We start from the raw sequence: 20,499 nt of genomic DNA, 5'->3' as shown, positions 1-20,499 counted from the left end.
AAGTTTTGAAATTTAACATTCGGAAGACTTTTAGTGGAAATAAGAAAGTTCTAATGGTATCTGGAAAAGAGCTCGGTAGCCTTGTTAAATGCCGCCTCAAAAACCATCCAATTGACTCCTGTATCCGTTTTTTCTGCAGTAAAATAGGACAGCATTTTTTCAGTTGGCATATTCCCGGTAAGCTCATCTTTTGCCATTGGGCAACCTCCAAAGCCTTGTACAGCACCATCAAAACGACGGCAGCCCGCTTTATATGCAGCATCTACTTTTTCATGCCATTTGGCAGGGGTTGTATGCAAATGTGCCCCAAATTCAATGCTGGGATATTTGGGGATTAAATTTGAAAATAAATAATCAATGACCTCTGGTGTAGAACTTCCAATAGTATCGGAAAGGGATAGAATTCGAACCCCCATTTCTGCCAATCTTTCTGTCCATTCACCTACAATCTCCACATTCCAAGGGTCTCCATAAGGATTTCCAAAACCCATGGAAATGTAGGTGACCACTTCTTTATTCTCGGCACCTGCAATTTCCAAGATACCTTTAAGAGTATCAACAGATTGGGTTATGGTCTTATGGGTATTCCTCATTTGAAAGTTTTCTGAAATAGAAAAAGGATACCCTAAATAGTCAATAGCAGCGTGCTTGGATGCATCAGTTGCCCCCCTAACATTAGCTACAATTGCCAAAAGCTTGCTTTTGGTTTTGGATAAATCCAATTGAGCCAAAACATCTGCAGTGTCAACCATTTGGGGAATGGCTTTTGGAGAAACAAAACTCCCAAAGTCGATAGTATCAAAGCCACACCCCAAAAGTGATTGGATATATTTCACTTTCTCGGCCGTTGGAATATAGGTTTTAATACCCTGCATGGCATCTCTTGGGCATTCTATGAGTTTTATTCTTGACATTGCGCCCATAAAATTACCACTATTTATCTGATAGAAGGAGATACAATGCTATCCCGAGAAAACAAAAATCTGGAGCCACTTCAAGTACACGCCCGTTCTTGGATTTTTTCTAAGAAAATTAGAAATGGCACCGGCCAAAATAGCAATAAGTCCAAAAATAATTAGTGCAGTCAGCATAAAAAGTAATCCCAGTATATAAAACTGAGAAACGATATTCATTTCATCGCTAAACAAAAACCCTGGAAAAAAAGCCAAAAAGAAATAGTTACCTTAGGATTCAATACATTCATAAGGAATCCTTTCCAGAACAATTTGGATGATACTTTTTTTGGACTTTTTCCTTTGTCCAATTGAATTGAAGCTTCACTTTTATAAACCATAAAAGCCAGATATAAAAGATAAGCAGCTCCAAACAATTTGATCCCAAAGAAAATAGTATCACTTCTCTTTATAACTTCCGAAACACAAAAGCCAGTAAGGTCGTATGAACCAAACAACCGCTTACCAAGCCTGCTACCGTTATCAGGCCTGCTTTAACACCATTGGTCATACTCTGCGTCAACACAAAGATATTGTCGGGGCCTGGAAATATCGCCAAAACTGAAGAGCCTAAAATGAAAGCAGTTAGAATTTCATAGTTCATTCCATAAATTTGGTTGAAAATGAAAATTACAAAATAATATATCTTCTATCTACCAGATTAAAGGTAGCTTGTTTGGATAACCCACCATCTAAAGTCATAATTCGTATCGATAACCAAAATAAACCTATATTTAACCTTGGCGGTTACTCTATTTTACCTAGTCATGGCTCGAAAAATTGTTCAGTTTTGTATTCTATTCCAAAGTATATTTTGTTTAGGACAGCAAATTATGGTAGACCAAAATTACACTGTTGAGGAACTTGTCAAGGACATCCTGGTAGATAGTGGTTGTGCGCAAACCTTTAATTTTCAATCATCCACCGGAACAATCGAAGGCATTAACGGAATTGGTTATTTCAATTCCAACGGCAGTAATTTTAGCTATGGGGAAGGTATAGTTATCTCTTCAGGTAACGTTTTAGATGCTGTGGGGCCAAACAATTTTACTGGAAGTTCAGGGTCCGAAACCTGGTTAGGAGATAGTGATTTGGCAAACATCACTGGCACTAGTAATCTTTTCAACGCTTCCTATATAAGTTTTGATTTTATATCATTAACAAACCGCATAAGTTTTAATTTTCTTTTTGCCTCGGAAGAATACCAAGATGATTTTCAATGCACGTTTTCGGATGTTTTTGCTTTTATTCTAACAGATTCAAATGGAAACTCCACTAACCTTGCCCTTGTTCCTGGCACCGAGGACCTTGTTTCTGCTACAACAATAAGACCAGGGGTGTCGGGAATATGTGAAGCACAAAATATAGGGTTTTATGGCCGTTCCAACAATGATGATTCAGCTATCTCTATGGCCGGAATGACCAGAAGTATGGTTGCAGCCTCAGAAGTTACACCTGGAGAGGTTTATAGTATTAAACTGGTTATAGCTGATAATTTGGACTCCGCATTGGATTCAGCAGTCTTTCTGGAAGGTAGTAGCTTTTCTACTGATGTTGGACTTGGGGAAGATAGAACCGTCCAAAATGGACAACCATTGTGCATCGGTGAAACTTATGAATTGGATGCCACTTCCACAGGTGCCCTGTCCTATCAATGGTATAGAAACAACCAGAGACTTCCCCAGTTTGATGATACACCGGTTATAAATATTTCACAAGATGGAACTTATGACGTTATTGTTGATTTTTCATCAACCTGCTCCTTTTCTGGAATGATTGAAATTGAATATGTTCCTGCACCCCATGTGGAAAATACGCCTTTAGATCTCACTACCTGTGATTTTGATAACGATGGGGAGGAAGCCATCGACTTAACTCAAAATAGTCCACTTATTCTAGGCAATCAAGACGCTGGAATCTATCAGGTCAATTACTACAGGTATAATAGGGATGCTGAAAATTTTGAAAATGAAATTGAAAGACCCAATAGATATTTCCCTTCACAAACCCAAGAGACAATTTATGCTCGTATTTCATCTGGAAACAGCTGTTATGAAATTGCATCCTTTATAGTAAACCTTAGACAAATATCTTTTGAGGCATCTTTGGAAGAAGAGTATATGATTTGTGTTGATGAAGAAGGGTTTCCCATAGGCGACCTACCAGTCTTAGATACTGGTTTATCAACTATAGATTATTCTTTTACTTGGTATTACAATTCCTATGATTCTGAAGGCCAAATACAGAATGAGAACGATAGCACCCACTCAGCAATGTCACCGGGCCTATATTTGGTGGAAATTACCAACTTGCAGTATGGATGTTCCAACTTACTCCTAACCTCAGTTTCAGCAATTCCTCCCCCCACACTTTTTGAGATTGATATTTTAAGTGACCTCTTTTCTGATGTACATACTGTTTCCATTAGAACGGAAAACAATGATTCTTACATGTTCGCAATTGACAATGGTACATTTGTGGAAAATCCCATTTTTGAAAATTTAGTCGGTGGAAAACATACGGCCCATATTCAGAATATTTATGGATGTGAAATTTACTCCCAAGATTTGTTTTTTGTGGATTACCCACGTTTTTTCACTCCCAATGGTGACGGAATCAACGACACATGGAAAATAGATGGCTTAACAGAGATACAGAATCCAGAAATCACCATTTACGATAGATTTGGAGTCATTCAACAGCAATTTCAAGGCGAAGTTGAATGGGATGGTACCCGAAATGGAAATCAGGTTTTAGCTTCCGACTACTGGTTTAAAATTTCTTATGAAAATACTGAAGGAGTTCCAAAGGAATATAAAAGCCATTTCACACTAAAAAGATAATTAGTGTTAACCTCGTTCCAAAATAGCTCTGTTAATTTTCTTGATAAGTGCTGGGCCTTCATAGACAAAACCAGTATACAATTGAATAAGGTCAGCGCCTGCATCCAATTTTTCCAAAGCGTCTTCCGGGGAATGAATCCCCCCTACTCCAATTATAGGAAACGCCTTATTGCTTTTTTCTGATAAAAATCGAATTACCTCCGTGCTTCGCTTTGCAAGAGGTTTTCCGCTTAACCCTCCTTTTTCCTCGGTCAATATTAGATGTGAACTTAGATTTTTTCTAGAAATAGTGGTATTGGTGGCAATAATTCCCTCAATCGCGGTATCAGCCATAATGGCAACAATATCCAATAATTGGTCATCACTTAAATCAGGTGCAATTTTTAGTAAAATCGGTTTTTCTTTAGATTTGTATTTCTGTGCCAATTTTCCGTTCTGCCTTTTAAGTTTTTTCAATAGATTGGTCAACGGTTTTTTATCCTGAAGTTCGCGAAGCCCCGGAGTATTGGGAGAACTTACATTGACTACAAAATAGTCCACATGTTCAAAAAGTGCTTCAAAACAGATCAAATAATCTTTTATGGCATCTTCATTGGCTGTTACTTTGTTCTTTCCAATGTTACCACCAATAATCACACGGTGTTCTTTTTTCAGCTGTTCCACAGCTTCAAAAACTCCCTTGTTGTTAAAACCCATTCGATTGATAATTCCCTGGTCTCCAACTAACCTGAATAGTCTTTTCTTTGGGTTTCCCTCTTGAGGTTTTGGTGTAAGCGTTCCAATCTCTACAAATCCGAATCCAAAGTCGGAAAACTCATTATAAAGCTTTGCATCCTTATCAAAGCCTGCTGCAAGTCCAACTGGGTTTCTAAATTTTAGGCCAAAGATTTCTTTTTCCAATTTGGGGTCATCTAAGACAAATAATTTTCTGAACAATCTATTCAACCCTAACTTAGAAAGTATCCGTATAGATGCAAAAGAAAAGTGATGTGCAGTTTCAGCGTCAAGCAAAAAGAGTATTGGACGAATTAGGAACTTGTACATTCAGAAAATTTTAAACAAAAATATAAACTCTTAAATGAGAATTTAACTATTGGACTATTTTTCGTCAAATGACCTATTTATATGTATGGGCTGCATTGAAATCCCACTACATAGTTCCATATAAAGATTGTATTGCCGGTTATTAAAAATGGATAGCAATTTGGTATCCAATATTTTCAGGTTTTGCCTCATACTGTCCAAAAGGATTCGGTACTTATAGGACATGACCATTAAATCTTCCGGAGGACTTTGCTCATGCTTTTTCAAAAGATATTTTGCCTGATCTTTCAAGATTCCGTTTCTGATTTTAAGTTCTGCACTCCAATTCATCATTTTTTCCTTTTGGGTATCATCCAGTTGGAAAATCTCCATAATATTTTCATCATTTTGACCTCCTATGCCCAAAAGACACTCTTGACCATGGCCAAAAACACAAAACAGGTAAACTATAAAACAGATTAATTGTTTCAATTTGGTTGATTTTCAGAACGTGGAAGATACCTTTTCGCAACCTTTTTTTATTAAAATCACGATTGAATAAACGTTATTTTTGATGAAAAGCACTTTATGGAAAAATTACTACCCCGATTTCTAGAATATGTTGCTATCGACACCCAAAGTGACCCGTATTCCAAAACCACGCCCAGCACAAAAAACCAATGGGACCTTGCAAAAAAAATAGTTTTGGAACTCCATCAAATTGGCATGCAGGAAGTTTCTATAGATGAGCATGCCTATATCATGGCAATCTTACCCAGTAATATTGATAAAAAAGTGCCGACCATCGGTTTTATTTCCCACATGGATACTTCGCCAGATTTTACCGGAAAGAATGTCAAACCACAGGTAATAAAGGATTATGATGGTAAAGATATTGTGCTCAATAAAAGAAAAAAAGTTGTGTTGTCTCCAGATTATTTTGAGGATTTGTTACAATATAAAGGACAAACAATAATTACCACGGACGGCACAACATTGTTGGGCGCTGACGACAAAGCTGGTATCGCTGAGATTATTACAGCTATGGAGTACTTGGTAAATAACCCGGAGATTAAACATGGTGATATTAGGATTGCATTTACACCTGATGAGGAAATAGGTGAAGGCGCACATAAATTTGATGTCAAAAAATTTGGTGCCCAATGGGCCTACACCATGGATGGAAGCCAGATTGGGGAATTGGAATTTGAAAACTTTAATGCGGCAAGTGCGAAAATAACAATAGAAGGTAAAAGTGTTCACCCAGGCTATGCCAAAGACAAGATGATTAACGCAATTGGCATTGCCAATGAGTTTCTAAGTTTTCTTCCTGTTACGGAAATACCTGAAAAAACCACCGGAATGGAAGGTTTTTTCCATGTTCACCATATAAAAGGCGAAATTGAAAAAGCAGAAATCGAACTTATTATTCGAGATCATGATAAAGAGCATTTTGAAGCCCGAAAGGAATTATTACAGGATATTTCAGATAAGCTTCAAAAGAAATACGGCGACTTTATTCAACTTGAAATCAAAGATCAATATAAAAACATGCGGGAAAAGATTGAACCCGTGTTCCATATTGTAGAAATTGCACAGGAAGCTATGGAATCCCTGGGTATTGAACCTATTATTAAACCCATTCGAGGTGGAACGGATGGATCCCAGCTAAGTTTTATGGGATTGCCGTGCCCCAATATTTTTGCAGGAGGGCATAATTTTCATGGAAAATATGAATATGTTCCTCTGGAGAGCATGGAAAAAGCTGTTATGGTCATTGTTAAAATCTGTGAGCTTACGGCAATTCAAATTAAGTGAGATGGAAAAATCAGAAAAACTGGATAGCTATTTTCAGGAAGAACATCATTTTAGGCAAGGAATCTGCATTCTGCGAGAATTAGCTTCACAAACAAAAAGTGTGGAAGACTATAAATGGAATATACCTGTTTATACCGTAGGAGGCAAAAATGTATTTGGTATTTGTAAGTTTAAAAATCATTTTGGTGTTTGGTTCTTTAATGGCGTTTTTCTTAAAGATCCACAAAAAGTGTTGCGCAATGCTCAGGAGGGTAAAACCAAAGCAATGCGCCATTGGTATTTTTCATCTGAAAAAGATATTGATAAAGCATCTGTTCTAACTTATATGGTTGAAGCTATTGAAAACCAAGAAAATGGTATGGAAATGGTTGCTGCCAAAAACACAAAAACCATTAAACCACCTACATTGCTCCAAACCAAATTAATAGAAAGTGATGCTCTTAAAGCTTCTTTTGATGCACTCTCTCCCTACAAGCAAAAAGAATATTGTGAATACATTAATGAGGCCAAACAAGAAAAAACAAAAATCAAAAGGCTGGAAAAAATTATTCCAATGATTGAAAAAGGCATAGGACTCAATGATGCCTATAGATAAAAAAGCACCTAATGTTAGGTGCTTTTTTATTTGAAACATTTGTACTATTATTTTTTTACCGGAGCTGATAATTTTTTGCTCATTTCCATTGAAATGGCCGAGCGATCAAACTTTAACTTACCTGCCATGGTCTCAATAACGCAAGACGAATCTTTGTCATTCAACTCCATAATCTTTCCATGAAGTCCACTTTTGGTTATGATTCGGTCTCCTTTTTTAAGTTCAGAGGTAAATTTTTTCTCATCCTTCTGACGTTTAATCTGTGGGCGAATCATAAAAAAATACGCAACCACAAAAATCAATATCAGCGGTAAAAACTGTCCAATATTTTCCATTTAATTTAATGCTATTTAACAGGCCCTGCAGTTTGTGCAGCATCTTTAGGGTTAACAAAAGCCTTGATTCTTAAAAGCTCAGTGCCTTTTTCCGTGTTGGCCGTAACGGTAACCGTTTTTGTAACTTGATTTTGGCCAGACCCATTAAACTTAACCAATAATTCACCAGTTGCTCCTGGTGCAATAGGCGTATTTTTTGGATATTCAGGGATTGTACAGCCACAGCTACTTTTAGCATCCGTGATTATCAAAGGTGCATTTCCGGTATTGGTAAAGGTAAACACGGTCTCTTGGGGAGTACCCTGTGCTATTGTTCCAAAATCGTGCTCTGATTTATCAAAACTCATAACAGGAAGTTGCTTTTGTGCCTCATCTCTGTCCGTGGCACTTTCCACATTGTCAGCAACTATCTTACTTGCAGCTTTATCCTTGCAGGAAACACTTACAAGGGTAACAGCCATAATCAAACTTAAAACTGTTGTTATTTTTTTCATACTAAAAAATTGTTTTTTCAAAATTAATCAAATAATGTTTATTGCAAACCTCTTCCTATCTTTTGTAATTTTCCGTCGGATTTATACTCCTTTGCCAACTTGTCCAAAACCCCGTTAATAAATATGCTGCTTTTTGGGGTTGAATATTCCTTGGCAATTTCCAAATATTCGTTTAGGGTAACTTTTTCGGGAATGGATGGGAAGTTGAGCAATTCACATATCGCCATTTTTAAAATAATGGAATCAATCTCCGCAATTCGGTCATTGTCCCAGTTTGGGGTTTTACCTTCAATCTCCTTTTCCCACTTGGCATCGTTCAATAGGGTTTTTGTGAGCAAGTCATTGGCATAGACCATATCTTGTTGATCCTTGAGTAGGTTTGGCAAAAAGAAACCTTCATTTGTAGAGCTTGTGGCCTTACGCATTCGTTTTACTAAATAGGTATTCACAATTGGAATATCATCTACCCAAGTTAACTTATCATCTTCAAAATATTCATAGATTTTTTCGTTGGGCGCTATAATGCTCTTAAAAAGTTGAATAATAAATTCTTTGTCATTTTCATAACCGCTTTTTCCATTGGTCATGTATTCCTTGTAAATATCGCTTGCAACAATTTCCTTATAGATAATCTTTACGTACTCTTCGTTCAAATACCAGTTGTTGAGTTTTCTTTTGGAAAATTCTTTTTGAAGCAGGGTGTTTTTTGAAATTTGTAGCAATAACTCATTATTGACAAATTTGTCTTTATCAGGATGGTTGTCATCTTCTGATACAAGATATTTTTTGGAAGTATGCTTAAGATGTTTTTCAGCCAACTGATGCAATTCAACCAATAGACTAAGAACCAACAGGTAGAGCACATACATATTCTCAATACTCACTTTCAGAAACTTTTCTTGTTTCTCCAAAGAATCGTCTTTAGACTGAATCAATGCATAAATGCATTGCATTACCTTAACTCTGATATGCCTTCTAGTAAGCATTTGTAAGAACTTTTAAAGTGATTGATTGGCTTTCACCGCGCAAAAATAACTTTATATTTCAATACCACCTACCAAAGTTGTTTTCTTATCAGTTTTATAACATTTACTTTGTGGGTAATCATATATATTTGCCCATTATCATCAAAAAACTACTGAAAAACCGTATTTCCTCCTATGAAGGAACTAAAACATCTAAACAAATACTTTAAAAAATATTGGTTTAAATTATTCATGGGGATTTTAATCACCATAATTGCCCGTGTTTTTTCACTGGTAATGCCTTCATACGTGAGTAAATCAATCCAAACGGCAGAGGATGCATTTGCAAAAACAATATCCGGTACGGTAGCCAAAGAACTCTTGTTGGAATATATTTTGATTATCATTGGTGCAGCCCTGCTTTCTGCCCTATTTACCTTTTTAATGCGTCAGACTATTATCAATGTATCCCGCTACATTGAGTATGATCTAAAAAATGAGGTTTTTGATCATTATCAATTCTTGAACCTAAACTTTTACAAGAAAAACCGAATTGGCGATTTAATGAATCGCATCAGTGAAGACGTTAACCAAGTACGCATGTACGCCGGTCCGGCAATCATGTATGGAATGAATACGCTAACAATGTTTGTGTGTATAATTCCTCTAATGTTCATCAAAGCGCCGACTTTGGCAGCTTATACGTTGATTCCTTTGCCCATACTATCTGTATTGATTTATCAAATCAGTAAAATAATACACAAAAGAAGTACCAAGGTCCAAGAGTTTTTATCAACGCTTTCAACATTTACACAAGAATCTTTTTCGGGCGTTGCGGTGATAAAGGCCTATGGTCTTGAACCTAAAATTAATGATGAACTTAACGGTTTGGCCATTCAGGGTAAAAACACCAGTATGGATCTAGCCAAAGTAAATGCATGGTTTTTTCCATTAATGATTCTCCTTATCGGCATCAGTAATATTTTTGTCATCTATATTGGCGGAAGACAATACATTAATGGTGAAATAGCGTCTATTGGTATTATTGCCGAATTTATTTTATACGTAAATATGCTTACATGGCCAGTTGCCATTGTTGGTTGGCTTACCTCAATAATCCAAAGGGCCGAAGCTTCACAAAAACGAATCAATGAATTTTTAAAGGAACAGCCCACAATTAAAAATGAGGTTAAGGAACTTACCCCAATAGAAGGAGATATTACATTTAAAAATGTAACCTTCACCTATGAAGACACGAATATAACTGCACTGAATAATATCTCTTTTACAATCAAGGCTGGGGAGACTGTGGCATTTTTAGGAAAAACAGGTTCGGGAAAATCCACTATTCTTGATTTGGTGGCCAGATTGTACGATGTGTCTTCCGGAACAGTTTTAATAGACAATGTTCCCATTCAACAAAAGAACTTAAATAGCTTGCGAAGTTCAATTGGTGCGGTACCCCAGGATGCTTTTCTATTTTCCGACACCATTGAAAACAACATACGCTTCGGAAATGAAAATGCTTCTCTCCAAGAAATTAAAGAAATCGCTAAAAAAGCTGTGGTGCATGAAAATATTGAAGGTTTTGCAAAAAAATATGATACTATCCTGGGTGAACGTGGCATAACCCTTAGTGGAGGGCAAAAGCAACGGGTATCTATCGCCAGGGCTCTCTTGAAAGACCCTCGAATATTTTTATTTGATGATTGTCTTTCCGCCGTTGATACAGAAACTGAGGAAGAAATACTGACCAATTTAAAACAGCTTTCCCAAAACAAAACGACATTGATTGTGAGCCATAGGGTTTCATCGGCAAAAAACGCCGATAAGATAATTGTATTGGAAAATGGATCAATAATTCAAGAAGGTACCCATGAGCAATTAAACAATGTTGACGGATATTATAAAGAACTCTACCTTAGTCAACTCTCTGAGAAAGAATGACAAAAAAGTTGCTGAATTAGCTTTTTTTTTACATTTTTGGTAGAATTATACAACATTGCACTAAACAGATACTAGACCATATGGGGACGAAAGATATAATGGATCAAGAAGAGATATACTCCAAAGTACTACGGGCAGGGAGAAGAACTTATTTTTTTGATGTTAGAAGTACCAAAGCAGGTGATTATTATTTAACAATTACCGAGAGTAAGAAGTTTACTCATGATGATGGCTCATTCCATTATAAAAAGCATAAAATCTATTTGTATAAAGAAGATTTTGCCTCTTTCAAGGAAATTATGGAAGAGATGATGGACTATATCATAGATGAAAAAGGTGAAGAAGTAATTTCAGAAAGACATCAAAAAGACTTTAAAAAAGAAGAAGAAAATGATATAAGTGAAAATGGAACCTCTACTGAAAATTTCACTGATGTTGATTTTGATGATATCTAGAAAATAAAATCGCTAAAAAAACCATAAAACGACCTGTGTAATGCAGGTCGTTTTTTATTTTTATAAACGACTAACTCAAACAAGGTTTTATGAAACAATGCTACACGCTGCTTTTTGTCCTAGCTGGACTCACCCTTACCGCACAAAATACGACTCTCGATTATTATTTACCTCAAGACATTAGCTACAACCCAAATATTCCAAAACCATCTGAGATCATTGGGCATGAAGTTGGCGAATGGCATGTAACCCATGACAAATTAGTATTCTACATGCAGCAGCTTGCAGCTGTAAGCAATCGTATACAAATTGAGAATCGTGGAGAAACCTACGAAGGGAGACCTCTACTTTTACTTACCATTACCTCTCCAGATAACCATCAAAATATTGAAAATATAAGGCAACAGCATACTGCATTATCTGACGGAGATAATTCTTTGAATACTTCAGAAATGCCAATTGTGGTCTATCAAGGTTTTTCCATTCACGGAAATGAACCTAGTGGCTCCAATGCATCTTTGGCCTACGCCTATTATTTAGCGGCGGCGGAAGGACCAGAAATTGATGCGATGTTGGAAAATATGGTCATTCTTTTAGACCCAAGTTTTAATCCAGATGGGTTGCAGCGTTTTGCCTATTGGGCCAATGTCCATAAAAGTCAGAATTTGAATGCTGATACCAACGAAAGAGAATATCATGAAGTTTGGCCCGGTGGGCGTACAAACCATTATTGGTTTGATATGAATCGAGATTGGTTGCCTGTACAATTGCCGGAAAGTAAAGCTCGCATAGCTTCTTTTCATAAATGGTTGCCCAACATTCTTACGGATCATCATGAAATGGGAACAAACTCAACCTTTTTCTTCCAGCCTGGAGAACCTTCAAGGGTAAATCCTCTAACTCCAAACAGAAACCAAGAATTGACTAGGGAAATTGGAACATACCATGCTAAAGCATTGGACAAAATAGGCTCCCTTTACTATTCAGAAGAAAACTACGATGATTACTATTACGGTAAAGGCTCTACTTTTCCCGATGTTAATGGAAGCATAGGCATTCTCTTTGAGCAAGGCAGTTCCAGAGGTCATATTCAAGAGAGTGAAAATGGTATTTTAACCTTTCCCTTTACTATTAGAAATCAGTTTACCACAGCTCTATCTACCATAGAAGCAGCCAAAAATATGCGTGTCAAGATATTGGATTACTATAAAAAATTCTATAGTGATATGCGCTCAGAAGCTTCAAGAAGCAAAACCAAGGCCATTATTTTTGGAGATAGTAAAGATGCTTCCAAAACATGGCACCTGGCCGAAATTCTGAACAGGCACAAGATAAAGTTCCATGAATTGTCTTCTGATGCAACTATTGCGGGAAAAATTTATAAAAAAGGGTATAGCTACATCGTCCCGATGAACCAAAAGAACCCTAAACTCATCAATGCAATGTTCGAAAAAAGAACCACTTTTAAAGACAGTCTTTTTTACGATGTTTCCGCATGGACTTTTCCATTGGCTTTCAATGTGGACTATGCCAATTTAAATTCAATGTCAAATGCCGGTGCTGAAATAACGGACTTTAAGGCACTTTCGGGAATGGTGAGTGGTAAAAGTCAATACGCATATCTTTTTGAATGGCACGAATACTACACGCCTAAAGCCTTGAACAAAATCTTGGAGAAAGGACTTCGCGCCAAAACCGCAAAATCCCCGTTTACTTTAAATGGAGTACGATATGATTATGGTACCATTATGATTCCGGTGCAGAACCAGAAATTAGACCCAGAAGAACTTTATCAATTTTTAAATACCGTCGCGAAAGAAAGTAAAATTAAAATCACAGCTGTATCCACTGGTATTACCACAGGAATAGATTTGGGCAGTAATGATTTTGACCCCGTTAAAAAGCAAGAGGTAGCTGTATTGGTGGGTGATGGTGTTCGTTCCTATGATGCAGGAGAAATTTGGCATCTGCTCGATACTAAATACGATATGAAAATCACTAAAATTGACACCCGTTACTTTAATGATGTTGATTTGGATAGATATACCGATTTAGTTATTCCAAGCGGATGGGGAACCAAAATATTGGATAAAGAGGGTGCAGAAAAAGTAAAAGCATGGGTTAAAAGTGGAGGCACCGTCATAGGCTATAGAAATACCATCAATTGGTTTGAAAAAAATGACTTCATAAAACTTGAAATGAAGAAAGATACTTTAGTGGCCAAGAATATTGCCTTTGACCAAAAAGCTGATTTTAATGGTGCCCAAGTTACAGGAGGTGCTATTTTTGAAGCAAAGATAGATCGGTCGCATCCTATTAATTTTGGATATAAAAATGATAGATTAGCCTTGTTCCGAAACACAAACATCTACCTGAAGCCTGAGAAAAATAGCTACAACAATCCTATTCAATACACCAGTGATCCTTTATTGAGTGGCTATATTTCAGAAGAAAACGAAAAACTCATCAAAAATAGTGTTCCCTTTAAAGTTGGGAGAATTGGGAAAGGACGTGTGATCCTTTTTACCGACAACACAAATTTCAGGGCTTTCTGGTACGGAACAAATAAGTTATTGATGAACGCCATCTTCTTTGGAGAAATGATGTAATTATAGATAACCAACAACTAAATTTTACATGCGGACAGGTATTTTATCAACCAAGATTCTGACTCTTTTTTTTATTTTGGGCATAACTACTTCTTTCGGTCCTATTCCTGAGGATATAAAAAACGAAGGAATTGAGGAACAAACCTTGACTTTCAATACAGATGGGCTGTACAATGCGGAATTCTTCGATTATATTTTTAGGGGACAGTTTGAAAATGTTCAACTAAAGCGGGAGGACAATCAATTTCTCATGATCTTTGAACAATACCTTAGAACTTTTGGCCGGCAATGTCCCAACAATCTACCTTCCACTAAAGTGGAAATCATGAATTGGGTCTGCGCCACCGAAGAAGTCACCACAAATGGGTACGGTATTGAAACCAGTAGGGTCTGTATTGACTGGACAACAGTGGGTTCAGGTCTATATGCCCGTAGAGATTTATATGAGGCCAAACTCCAAGTAGAAAGAATTCAAAGTACAGAGGTATTCCGAAATACGCTAGCTATGATGGCAGACCCTAATGCCATAGGGAATTCTGTTGATATGATTCATAAAGCCAAAGGATTAAAAAATGATATGGCCCAACTTTTCAACTTAAATAAATGTGATAGTCCTGGGGTTCGCAGGTTTGAGGAAAACTTAAAGGCCTTCGCTCTTAACAAGCCCGGGGTTCGAATGCAGGAAGCAAGCAAATATGCCACTATGAAAGAGATAGGTGGCCCAACGGGAAACCAGAATTTTACCAAATTAGTGGATGACCTTGTGGCCAATCATTCCAAAACCTGGGCCTTTAACAGATATGAAATAGGAAGTATCTCGGGTTTAACCATTTTAGCCAGTGACAACCAAGGAAGACCAAGAGAATTAAAAGCAAACTACAAGTATAGTGGATTTACAGCAAGTAGCGCCGGATGGGTACGGGTAACCTTTGACAATGGTCTGCCTAAATGCATTTATTTCTTCGATTTTCCCAATAATTGCAAAACCCCTAATAGTAGCATTGTAGCTTCATATGCGCAGGGTAAATATGGCAGGTGACCAAAAGTGTATTGGGAGTTGAAATTCAAAAAAACCTTCACCAATATTTTTTTTGATTCGATGATGTAATACCCAATTTTATAAGAAAAACATTCATTAATGCATGTCCCATAACCGCAAGAAAAACTGTTTTGGGGCTGTATGCATTCCATAAAATCAATCCAAAACTGCCATAAAATATTGGATACAGTAAAAGAGCAAAAGCAAACCTAAATGTGGCCTCAAATTCCGGTTCCAGCACGCGGGGTTTGACCAGAATTTTCCATAAAAACACCAAAGGCAAATTGGATAGATAGAACAGTGATTTCAAAATTCCAGAAACAAAACTCTTTTTTGGGGAAGTCTTTTGTGGAATAGCATCTTTGGCAATTCTTAAATTATTTCCTTTTGGATATAAGTAGTGCTCGCCCTCTACTCCTATTTTGCTAATGATTTCATTATACCGTATTTCAGGAATATGGGTAGTAAGTTCTGTAAGGCTTTCAAAAACCTTTTGTTTTATCTCGTTGACAAAATCCGTTGCATCTTTATACTCTTGTGCGGCTATGGGTTTACCAAAGTAGAGTACCGCAGAATCCCCAACCTGTGTTGGATATGCATAGTTTTGCCCAATGGGCACTACCTGTAAATCCAAATTAGGATTCTTTTCCAACGCACTATTTATGATTCTGGTAAAACCTTTACTCAAAGGCCTTACTCTACGTTTTAAACTATGATTGGCCTCCGGAAACAATAAAATTGCTTCATGCGCCTCCAATAATTCTCCACATTGACTAAAAATAGCGTTGTTCTTGTATAGGTTGGACTTACCATCCCTAATCCTATATACGGGCAACATCTGTAAAAAATTAAATAGGGGTTTTAAAAATCGTCCTTTAAAAACATCTGATCTTGTAATGAACCACGGCCTATTTTTAAGATGGGTAGCAATCAGCAGCACATCCATAAGCGCATTTTGATGATTGGAAAGAAACACTATCGGTTTGTTCTTTGGGATGTTTTCCATTCCCACCACTTCAATGTTTTTGTAATAGCAAAACAATCCAACCTTAACCCAAAGTCTAATGAAATTATAGCCTAATTGCTTCAAACCAACTCTTCTTTTTCAACAGGCTTACCGCCCCAAATAAAACTTATTACGAGACCGGACACCAGATGCCAAATCCCCCAAAAAGCAGTCAATAAAGCCATACCGCCCAAACCATCAAAAAATGTGAATATCAACAGCAATCCTAATCCAGAATTCTGAATACCGGTTTCTATGGTCAGGCATCTAATGTTATCTTGGGAGAGTCGTATCAATTTTGCAATTGAAAATCCCGTTAACAAAGCGACCAAATTATGAATGATCACCAGCCAAAAAACATAGAGCACATACTCCATGAAAATCTCCTTGTTTTTATAAAGTGCCAGAAATACTAAAATCACAAAAAAAAGCAACGAACCTATCTTAAAGCCCTTAGCCAATTTTTTGGCTGTTTCTGGCCAGTAATTGTTCACCAACATTCCCAAAACCAAAGGTATTCCAAGTAAAAGGGCCACAAGTCTTATCATTTCCAATGGAGAAATGGAAACTTGTTGCAAGATGGATGCTGTTGGGGAATACAGGCCTCCCCAGAAACTAAGGTTAAACGGGGTCATGAATATAGCCAATAGGGTGGCAATAGCCGTCAAGGTAACAGATAGCGCGGCATTACCCTTTGATAAATGGGTAAAGAAGTTGGACACGTTTCCACCAGGGCAGGCCGCCACCATAAACATGCCCAATGCAATACTGGGCAAAGGTTCTGTAATCCACACGAGGACAAAAGTTATAATGGGAAGCAGCAAAAATTGACTCACAACACCAGTCAAAACGGGCTTCGGGGTTTTTAAAAGTCGCTTAAAATCATCTAAGGAAATTTCCAACGCAATGCCAAACATGACCAAAGCAAGGGCTAAATTAAGAGTCCAAAGTGCACTTTCATCAAAATTAATGTGAACATTATCAATTAGCTGTTCCAAAAACCAGGGTGTTTGTGCTACAATATACAGGATTCTTTCATTTGTGAAGAAAGTCCACTAAATTCATGGTTTAAAACAGAATAAAAATCATGGCAAGAACTCCAAGCAACATGCTCCCTTTGGGCACAAAAGCTCCAGATTTTCTCTTGATGGATACGGTAAGCGATGTGCAACGCCCACTACACGAACTAAAAGGTGAAAAGGGCACGGTAATCATGTTCATTTGTAATCACTGTCCGTTTGTAATCCATGTAAACCCTGAAATTTCAAGACTAGGAAAAGAATACAAGGAGAAAGGTATTAGTTTCATTGCCATCTCAAGTAATGATATAGAAAACTACCCGCAAGATGCGCCCCATTTAATGAAAGAAAAGGCCAAGATGGAAGGATATTCTTTTCCCTATTTATATGATGAAACACAAGAGGTAGCCAAAGCCTATGATGCCGCATGTACTCCAGATTTTTATCTCTTTGATAAAGGTCTGAAACTGGTGTACCGGGGGCAATTGGACGATTCCCGCCCCGGCAATGGTATTCCTTTAACGGGAACTGATTTAAATAATGCTATGGATGCTTTGTTGGAAGAAAAAGAAATCATCACTGAACAAAAACCAAGCATTGGTTGTAATATTAAGTGGAAGTAAGCAAAAAATAGATTCCTGCTTTCACTGGAACCAAAACAAAACATATGAAAATCAATCCGACAGAAGCTTTAGAAAAATTGGCTGCCCAAGACAGTCCATTTTTGACCCTTTTTAGTCATGGAACCCTTGAAGTGGAAATTTACAAACCCGAAAAGGTAGACTTGCAAACACCCCATACTAGAGATGAGGTGTATGTTGTAATTTCAGGAACCGGGGAGTTCATCAATGGAGATAAGCGAACTACGTTTACCCCGGGAGATTTTTTATTTGTTCCTGCTGGAGTGGAGCATCGCTTCGAGAACTTTACGGAAGATTTTTCAACCTGGGTCCTATTTTATGGCCCGGAAGGTGGTGAATCTAAATAGAACAAGACCATGGACATTTCTCTTGAACCCATATCGCCAGAAACCATAGATACATATATTTCCGTAGGAATAAAATCCTATAATGAACACTATCCGCATTTATGGGATAATGAGGATACAAGTACCTATATCAACAAAAATTTCACAAAAAAGGGTGTTGAAAGAGAACTGAGCGATGGTAATAATGCCCATTTTTTGATCTACCTAAAAGATAGGGCCATTGGGATTGTCAAGCTGGTCAAAAATTGTTCTATTGATGAGTTTTCCAATGAAGAATCTTTGCTAGCTGAAAAAATCTATCTTCTAAAAGCGTACGCTGGGAAAGGAATAGGAAAAATTGTATTGCAATACATAGAGAATCACGCTAAAAATTTAAACAAACGTATACTATGGCTGGATACCATGCAGAAAGGGAACCCCATAAATTTTTACCTGAAAAATGGGTTTCACATCAAAAGAGAAAGTGAATTGACCTTAACTGGGGCAAAACCTTCTGAAAGGGCTATGTGGATCTTGACCAAACCGTTGTAGATCACCAACCCTCTCTTTTTATCAAATTTTCAATATGCGCAAAATGATGGCTTCCATGCCATGCATAACGGGAAACATTTATTGCTAAAGTTGTTTCTTCATTGCCTTCGGGATGGGTGAATTTTCGTTGCAAATCTTCTTTGGAAAGCCCTTTTAGGAGATAGACCAATTTAGCGTGCACCGCTTTTAAATGGTCCAAAGACAATTGAATAGGTGCTGACTTTGCATCAAACAACTTAGACCATTCTTTTTCTAAATACGCTTTTATCATTGGATTGTCTTCCGTAAGCGCCCACTTAAACCGTATATAGCTATGGTGATGGCTATCAGAAATATGATGCACCAATTGCCTAACCGTCCACCCACCTGGCCTATAAGGTGTTTCCAATTGTTCCGCGGATAGCGGTGTTACCATATCTGCCAATCTTTGCGGTAAATGTTCTAAAATCCTTATCCAATCGTCAAGTTGTTTTTGAGTGATATTTTCAGGAATTTCAAAAACCCCAATAGGGTAGCGAAGTTGTTCTAAAGTATCTTTTTCCATACCATAAAAATACTAAACTTTAAAGCTGTAAAATATCTAAACGTGACCAAAATCATTTGCGGCAACAAAACTTTAATAGACTTTTAACGGGCACTAAATCTTTAAGAACAATAATCTACTAATTTTGTAGGATAGTATAGTTTTAGTTATTAATAAAAATCAAAAAAAATGGCAACACTACGATTGGGAGACACCGCTCCAGATTTTACTGCAGAGACTTCTCAGGGAGTTTTAGGGTTATACGATTATATAGGCGACGGATGGGGAATTCTTTTCTCACACCCTGCAGATTTTACACCGGTTTGTACCACTGAATTGGGAACAGCAGCAAAGTTCAAGGATGAATTTGCAAAGCGAAATGTGAAAATGATGGCCTTGAGCGTGGATGGTGCCGCATCTCATGCCGAATGGATAAAGGATATTAATGAAACCCAGAATACCGTGGTTAATTTTCCCATTATTGCAGATGAGGATAGAAAGGTATCCGATTTATATGATATGATTCATCCCAACGCCAACGATACACTTACGGTACGCTCGGTCTTTATCATAGGTCCAGATAAAAAGATAAAACTGATTTTAACCTATCCTGCTTCAACAGGTCGTAATTTTTATGAGTTACTGCGTGTAATAGATTCGTTACAATTAACTGCCAACCATAAGGTTGCAACTCCAGCCAATTGGGAACATGGTGAAAGGGTTGTGGTAAGTCCCGCAATTCCTACCGAAGAAGCCGAAAAGCTATTTTCTGGAGGTGTTGAAGAGATAAAACCTTATTTACGATTAACACCAGACCCAACTGCTTAATTGGCTTATTTTAACAAAAAAAGTGAAAAATCTTAATTTCCAGCAAATTAAAGTGTACCTTTGCGGCTTAAATTAATTTTTAGTATTTATTATGAGTAAAGGAACAGTAAAATTCTTCAATGATTCAAAGGGCTACGGCTTTATTACTGAAGAAGGTTCAAACACAGATCACTTCGTACACGTTTCAGGCTTAATTGACGAAATTAGAGAAGGTGACGCTGTAGAATTCGAACTACAGCAAGGTAAAAAAGGATTGAACGCCGTAAATGTACAAGTTATAGATTAAGGTAACAGCACACTTTTTTATAGAACAGACCCGGGCAATGCCCGGGTTTTTTATTTCCAATTTTGTTTAACTCCAAACGCAACCTTAGCGTTTTTTCTTATCTAAACATTAAACAAACTTAGCTTTCCTCTTTAACCATTAAATAGAACACTATGAATACCTTCTTTGCAATTCTATCCGTTTTGCTTGCCGTTAATCTACTTTTACTATTGTTGAGCGTGAACAGTTCCAAAAAGTGAAAT

General features: G+C 37.2%; 21 protein-coding genes and 1 pseudogene. 12 read left to right on the top strand and 10 right to left on the bottom strand.

Annotation, left to right across the window (positions count from 1 at the left end):
* Positions 1-50 precede the first annotated feature (50 nt).
* Complete coding sequence (locus AAY42_RS17795) at positions 51-914, bottom strand: hydroxymethylglutaryl-CoA lyase (protein WP_055397649.1); 864 nt, start codon at positions 912-914, stop codon at positions 51-53.
* A 19-nt stretch (positions 915-933) separates the two neighbouring features.
* Positions 934-1,557 (bottom strand): annotated as a pseudogene (locus AAY42_RS18670) (LysE family translocator).
* A 229-nt stretch (positions 1,558-1,786) separates the two neighbouring features.
* On the opposite strand from AAY42_RS18670, the gene AAY42_RS17785 reads away from it, so the two are divergent.
* Entirely contained in the window at positions 1,787-3,796 is a 2,010-nt protein-coding gene (locus AAY42_RS17785) for a T9SS type B sorting domain-containing protein (protein ID WP_055391986.1), read from the top strand.
* A gap of 6 nt (positions 3,797-3,802) precedes the next feature.
* Here AAY42_RS17785 and AAY42_RS17780 read toward each other — a convergent pair whose 3' ends face one another.
* Both AAY42_RS17780 and AAY42_RS17775 read right to left on the bottom strand, forming a co-directional pair.
* Positions 3,803-4,840 (bottom strand): quinone-dependent dihydroorotate dehydrogenase, encoded by a 1,038-nt coding sequence (locus AAY42_RS17780; RefSeq protein ID WP_055391985.1) that lies wholly within the window; start codon positions 4,838-4,840, stop codon positions 3,803-3,805.
* Between the two features lie 54 nt (positions 4,841-4,894).
* Positions 4,895-5,311 carry a hypothetical protein gene (locus tag AAY42_RS17775; protein WP_139063768.1) on the bottom strand — a complete coding sequence of 139 codons (417 nt, stop codon included), beginning with the start codon at positions 5,309-5,311 and terminating at the stop codon, positions 4,895-4,897.
* Between the two features lie 96 nt (positions 5,312-5,407).
* On the opposite strand from AAY42_RS17775, the gene pepT reads away from it, so the two are divergent.
* Together pepT and AAY42_RS17765 are read left to right on the top strand one after the other, a co-directional pair.
* Positions 5,408-6,637 (top strand): peptidase T, encoded by a 1,230-nt coding sequence (pepT, locus tag AAY42_RS17770; RefSeq protein ID WP_055397639.1) that lies wholly within the window; start codon positions 5,408-5,410, stop codon positions 6,635-6,637.
* A gap of 1 nt (position 6,638) precedes the next feature.
* Positions 6,639-7,232, top strand: coding sequence for a YdeI/OmpD-associated family protein (locus tag AAY42_RS17765; protein WP_055397638.1), 594 nt, complete (start codon positions 6,639-6,641; stop codon positions 7,230-7,232).
* Between the two features lie 47 nt (positions 7,233-7,279).
* Here the strand turns inward: AAY42_RS17765 and yajC are convergent, their stop codons facing one another.
* The 3 genes from yajC to nusB are packed head-to-tail and all read right to left on the bottom strand — an operon-like array spanning position 7,280 to position 9,047.
* On the bottom strand, positions 7,280-7,567 hold the full coding sequence (gene yajC / locus AAY42_RS17760) for a preprotein translocase subunit YajC (RefSeq protein WP_055397637.1): 288 nt from the start codon (positions 7,565-7,567) through the stop codon (positions 7,280-7,282).
* An 11-nt stretch (positions 7,568-7,578) separates the two neighbouring features.
* Positions 7,579-8,061, bottom strand: a complete 483-nt coding sequence (locus AAY42_RS17755) for a DUF1573 domain-containing protein (RefSeq protein WP_055397635.1) — start codon at positions 8,059-8,061, stop codon at positions 7,579-7,581.
* Between the two features lie 38 nt (positions 8,062-8,099).
* Positions 8,100-9,047, bottom strand: a complete 948-nt coding sequence (gene nusB / locus AAY42_RS17750) for a transcription antitermination factor NusB (protein ID WP_055397633.1) — start codon at positions 9,045-9,047, stop codon at positions 8,100-8,102.
* 174 nt (positions 9,048-9,221) lie between these two features.
* Here nusB and AAY42_RS17745 point away from each other — a divergent pair, with 174 nt between their 5' ends.
* The 4 genes from AAY42_RS17745 to AAY42_RS17730 all read left to right on the top strand — a co-directional run bounded on the left by AAY42_RS17745 (position 9,222) and on the right by AAY42_RS17730 (position 15,076).
* Complete coding sequence (locus AAY42_RS17745) at positions 9,222-10,973, top strand: ABC transporter ATP-binding protein (RefSeq protein ID WP_055397631.1); 1,752 nt, start codon at positions 9,222-9,224, stop codon at positions 10,971-10,973.
* An 80-nt stretch (positions 10,974-11,053) separates the two neighbouring features.
* Positions 11,054-11,428, top strand: a complete 375-nt coding sequence (locus AAY42_RS17740) for a PUR family DNA/RNA-binding protein (protein ID WP_055397629.1) — start codon at positions 11,054-11,056, stop codon at positions 11,426-11,428.
* An 89-nt stretch (positions 11,429-11,517) separates the two neighbouring features.
* Positions 11,518-14,037 (top strand): M14 family metallopeptidase, encoded by a 2,520-nt coding sequence (locus AAY42_RS17735; protein ID WP_055397627.1) that lies wholly within the window; start codon positions 11,518-11,520, stop codon positions 14,035-14,037.
* 28 nt (positions 14,038-14,065) lie between these two features.
* Positions 14,066-15,076 (top strand): hypothetical protein, encoded by a 1,011-nt coding sequence (locus AAY42_RS17730; protein WP_055397624.1) that lies wholly within the window; start codon positions 14,066-14,068, stop codon positions 15,074-15,076.
* Positions 15,077-15,113: 37 nt separating this feature from the next.
* Here AAY42_RS17730 and AAY42_RS17725 read toward each other — a convergent pair whose 3' ends face one another.
* Positions 15,114-16,088 (bottom strand): 1-acyl-sn-glycerol-3-phosphate acyltransferase, encoded by a 975-nt coding sequence (locus AAY42_RS17725; protein WP_262491964.1) that lies wholly within the window; start codon positions 16,086-16,088, stop codon positions 15,114-15,116.
* Positions 16,089-16,162: 74 nt separating this feature from the next.
* Positions 16,163-17,080, bottom strand: a complete 918-nt coding sequence (locus AAY42_RS17720) for a bile acid:sodium symporter family protein (protein ID WP_055397620.1) — start codon at positions 17,078-17,080, stop codon at positions 16,163-16,165.
* 89 nt (positions 17,081-17,169) lie between these two features.
* On the opposite strand from AAY42_RS17720, the gene AAY42_RS17715 reads away from it, so the two are divergent.
* The 3 genes from AAY42_RS17715 to AAY42_RS17705 are packed head-to-tail and all read left to right on the top strand — an operon-like array spanning position 17,170 to position 18,620.
* The gene (locus tag AAY42_RS17715; RefSeq protein ID WP_055397618.1) at positions 17,170-17,724 is read left to right on the top strand and encodes a thioredoxin family protein; all 555 of its coding nucleotides are present in this window, start codon (positions 17,170-17,172) and stop codon (positions 17,722-17,724) included.
* Positions 17,725-17,768: 44 nt separating this feature from the next.
* Positions 17,769-18,089: a cupin domain-containing protein gene (locus AAY42_RS17710; protein WP_055397617.1), complete on the top strand. Its 321-nt coding sequence runs from the start codon at positions 17,769-17,771 to the stop codon at positions 18,087-18,089.
* Positions 18,090-18,098: 9 nt separating this feature from the next.
* Positions 18,099-18,620: a GNAT family N-acetyltransferase gene (locus tag AAY42_RS17705; RefSeq protein ID WP_055397615.1), complete on the top strand. Its 522-nt coding sequence runs from the start codon at positions 18,099-18,101 to the stop codon at positions 18,618-18,620.
* 1 nt (position 18,621) lies between these two features.
* On the opposite strand, the gene AAY42_RS17700 is transcribed toward AAY42_RS17705, so the two are convergent.
* Positions 18,622-19,164: a YfiT family bacillithiol transferase gene (locus AAY42_RS17700; protein WP_055397613.1), complete on the bottom strand. Its 543-nt coding sequence runs from the start codon at positions 19,162-19,164 to the stop codon at positions 18,622-18,624.
* 168 nt (positions 19,165-19,332) lie between these two features.
* On the opposite strand from AAY42_RS17700, the gene AAY42_RS17695 reads away from it, so the two are divergent.
* Together AAY42_RS17695 and AAY42_RS17690 are read left to right on the top strand one after the other, a co-directional pair.
* Positions 19,333-19,971, top strand: coding sequence for a peroxiredoxin (locus AAY42_RS17695; RefSeq protein ID WP_055397611.1), 639 nt, complete (start codon positions 19,333-19,335; stop codon positions 19,969-19,971).
* Positions 19,972-20,062: 91 nt separating this feature from the next.
* Positions 20,063-20,257 carry a cold-shock protein gene (locus AAY42_RS17690; RefSeq protein ID WP_055397609.1) on the top strand — a complete coding sequence of 65 codons (195 nt, stop codon included), beginning with the start codon at positions 20,063-20,065 and terminating at the stop codon, positions 20,255-20,257.
* The last annotated feature ends 242 nt before the right edge of the window (positions 20,258-20,499 follow it).

Origin of the sequence: Flagellimonas eckloniae (assembly GCF_001413955.1) — a bacterium.
In the GTDB taxonomy this organism is placed as follows: domain Bacteria; phylum Bacteroidota; class Bacteroidia; order Flavobacteriales; family Flavobacteriaceae; genus Flagellimonas; species Flagellimonas eckloniae.
This window is presented reverse-complemented; position numbering and strand designations above follow the sequence as displayed.

What these genes read in the sequence shown, in the direction of transcription:
- AAY42_RS17730 (WP_055397624.1), top strand. Translation starts at nt 14,066, where the DNA reads ATGCGGACAGGTATTTTATCAACCAAGATTCTGACTCTTTTTTTTATT.
- AAY42_RS17735 (WP_055397627.1), top strand. Translation starts at nt 11,518, where the DNA reads ATGAAACAATGCTACACGCTGCTTTTTGTCCTAGCTGGACTCACCCTT.
- AAY42_RS17740 (WP_055397629.1), top strand. Translation starts at nt 11,054, where the DNA reads ATGGGGACGAAAGATATAATGGATCAAGAAGAGATATACTCCAAAGTA.
- AAY42_RS17715 (WP_055397618.1), top strand. Translation starts at nt 17,170, where the DNA reads ATGGCAAGAACTCCAAGCAACATGCTCCCTTTGGGCACAAAAGCTCCA.
- AAY42_RS17745 (WP_055397631.1), top strand. Translation starts at nt 9,222, where the DNA reads ATGAAGGAACTAAAACATCTAAACAAATACTTTAAAAAATATTGGTTT.
- nusB (WP_055397633.1), bottom strand. Translation starts at nt 9,047, where the DNA reads ATGCTTACTAGAAGGCATATCAGAGTTAAGGTAATGCAATGCATTTAT.
- AAY42_RS17765 (WP_055397638.1), top strand. Translation starts at nt 6,639, where the DNA reads ATGGAAAAATCAGAAAAACTGGATAGCTATTTTCAGGAAGAACATCAT.
- yajC (WP_055397637.1), bottom strand. Translation starts at nt 7,567, where the DNA reads ATGGAAAATATTGGACAGTTTTTACCGCTGATATTGATTTTTGTGGTT.
- AAY42_RS17780 (WP_055391985.1), bottom strand. Translation starts at nt 4,840, where the DNA reads ATGTACAAGTTCCTAATTCGTCCAATACTCTTTTTGCTTGACGCTGAA.
- AAY42_RS17795 (WP_055397649.1), bottom strand. Translation starts at nt 914, where the DNA reads ATGTCAAGAATAAAACTCATAGAATGCCCAAGAGATGCCATGCAGGGT.
- pepT (WP_055397639.1), top strand. Translation starts at nt 5,408, where the DNA reads ATGGAAAAATTACTACCCCGATTTCTAGAATATGTTGCTATCGACACC.
- AAY42_RS17710 (WP_055397617.1), top strand. Translation starts at nt 17,769, where the DNA reads ATGAAAATCAATCCGACAGAAGCTTTAGAAAAATTGGCTGCCCAAGAC.
- AAY42_RS17695 (WP_055397611.1), top strand. Translation starts at nt 19,333, where the DNA reads ATGGCAACACTACGATTGGGAGACACCGCTCCAGATTTTACTGCAGAG.
- AAY42_RS17705 (WP_055397615.1), top strand. Translation starts at nt 18,099, where the DNA reads ATGGACATTTCTCTTGAACCCATATCGCCAGAAACCATAGATACATAT.
- AAY42_RS17690 (WP_055397609.1), top strand. Translation starts at nt 20,063, where the DNA reads ATGAGTAAAGGAACAGTAAAATTCTTCAATGATTCAAAGGGCTACGGC.
- AAY42_RS17700 (WP_055397613.1), bottom strand. Translation starts at nt 19,164, where the DNA reads ATGGAAAAAGATACTTTAGAACAACTTCGCTACCCTATTGGGGTTTTT.
- AAY42_RS17785 (WP_055391986.1), top strand. Translation starts at nt 1,787, where the DNA reads ATGGTAGACCAAAATTACACTGTTGAGGAACTTGTCAAGGACATCCTG.
- AAY42_RS17755 (WP_055397635.1), bottom strand. Translation starts at nt 8,061, where the DNA reads ATGAAAAAAATAACAACAGTTTTAAGTTTGATTATGGCTGTTACCCTT.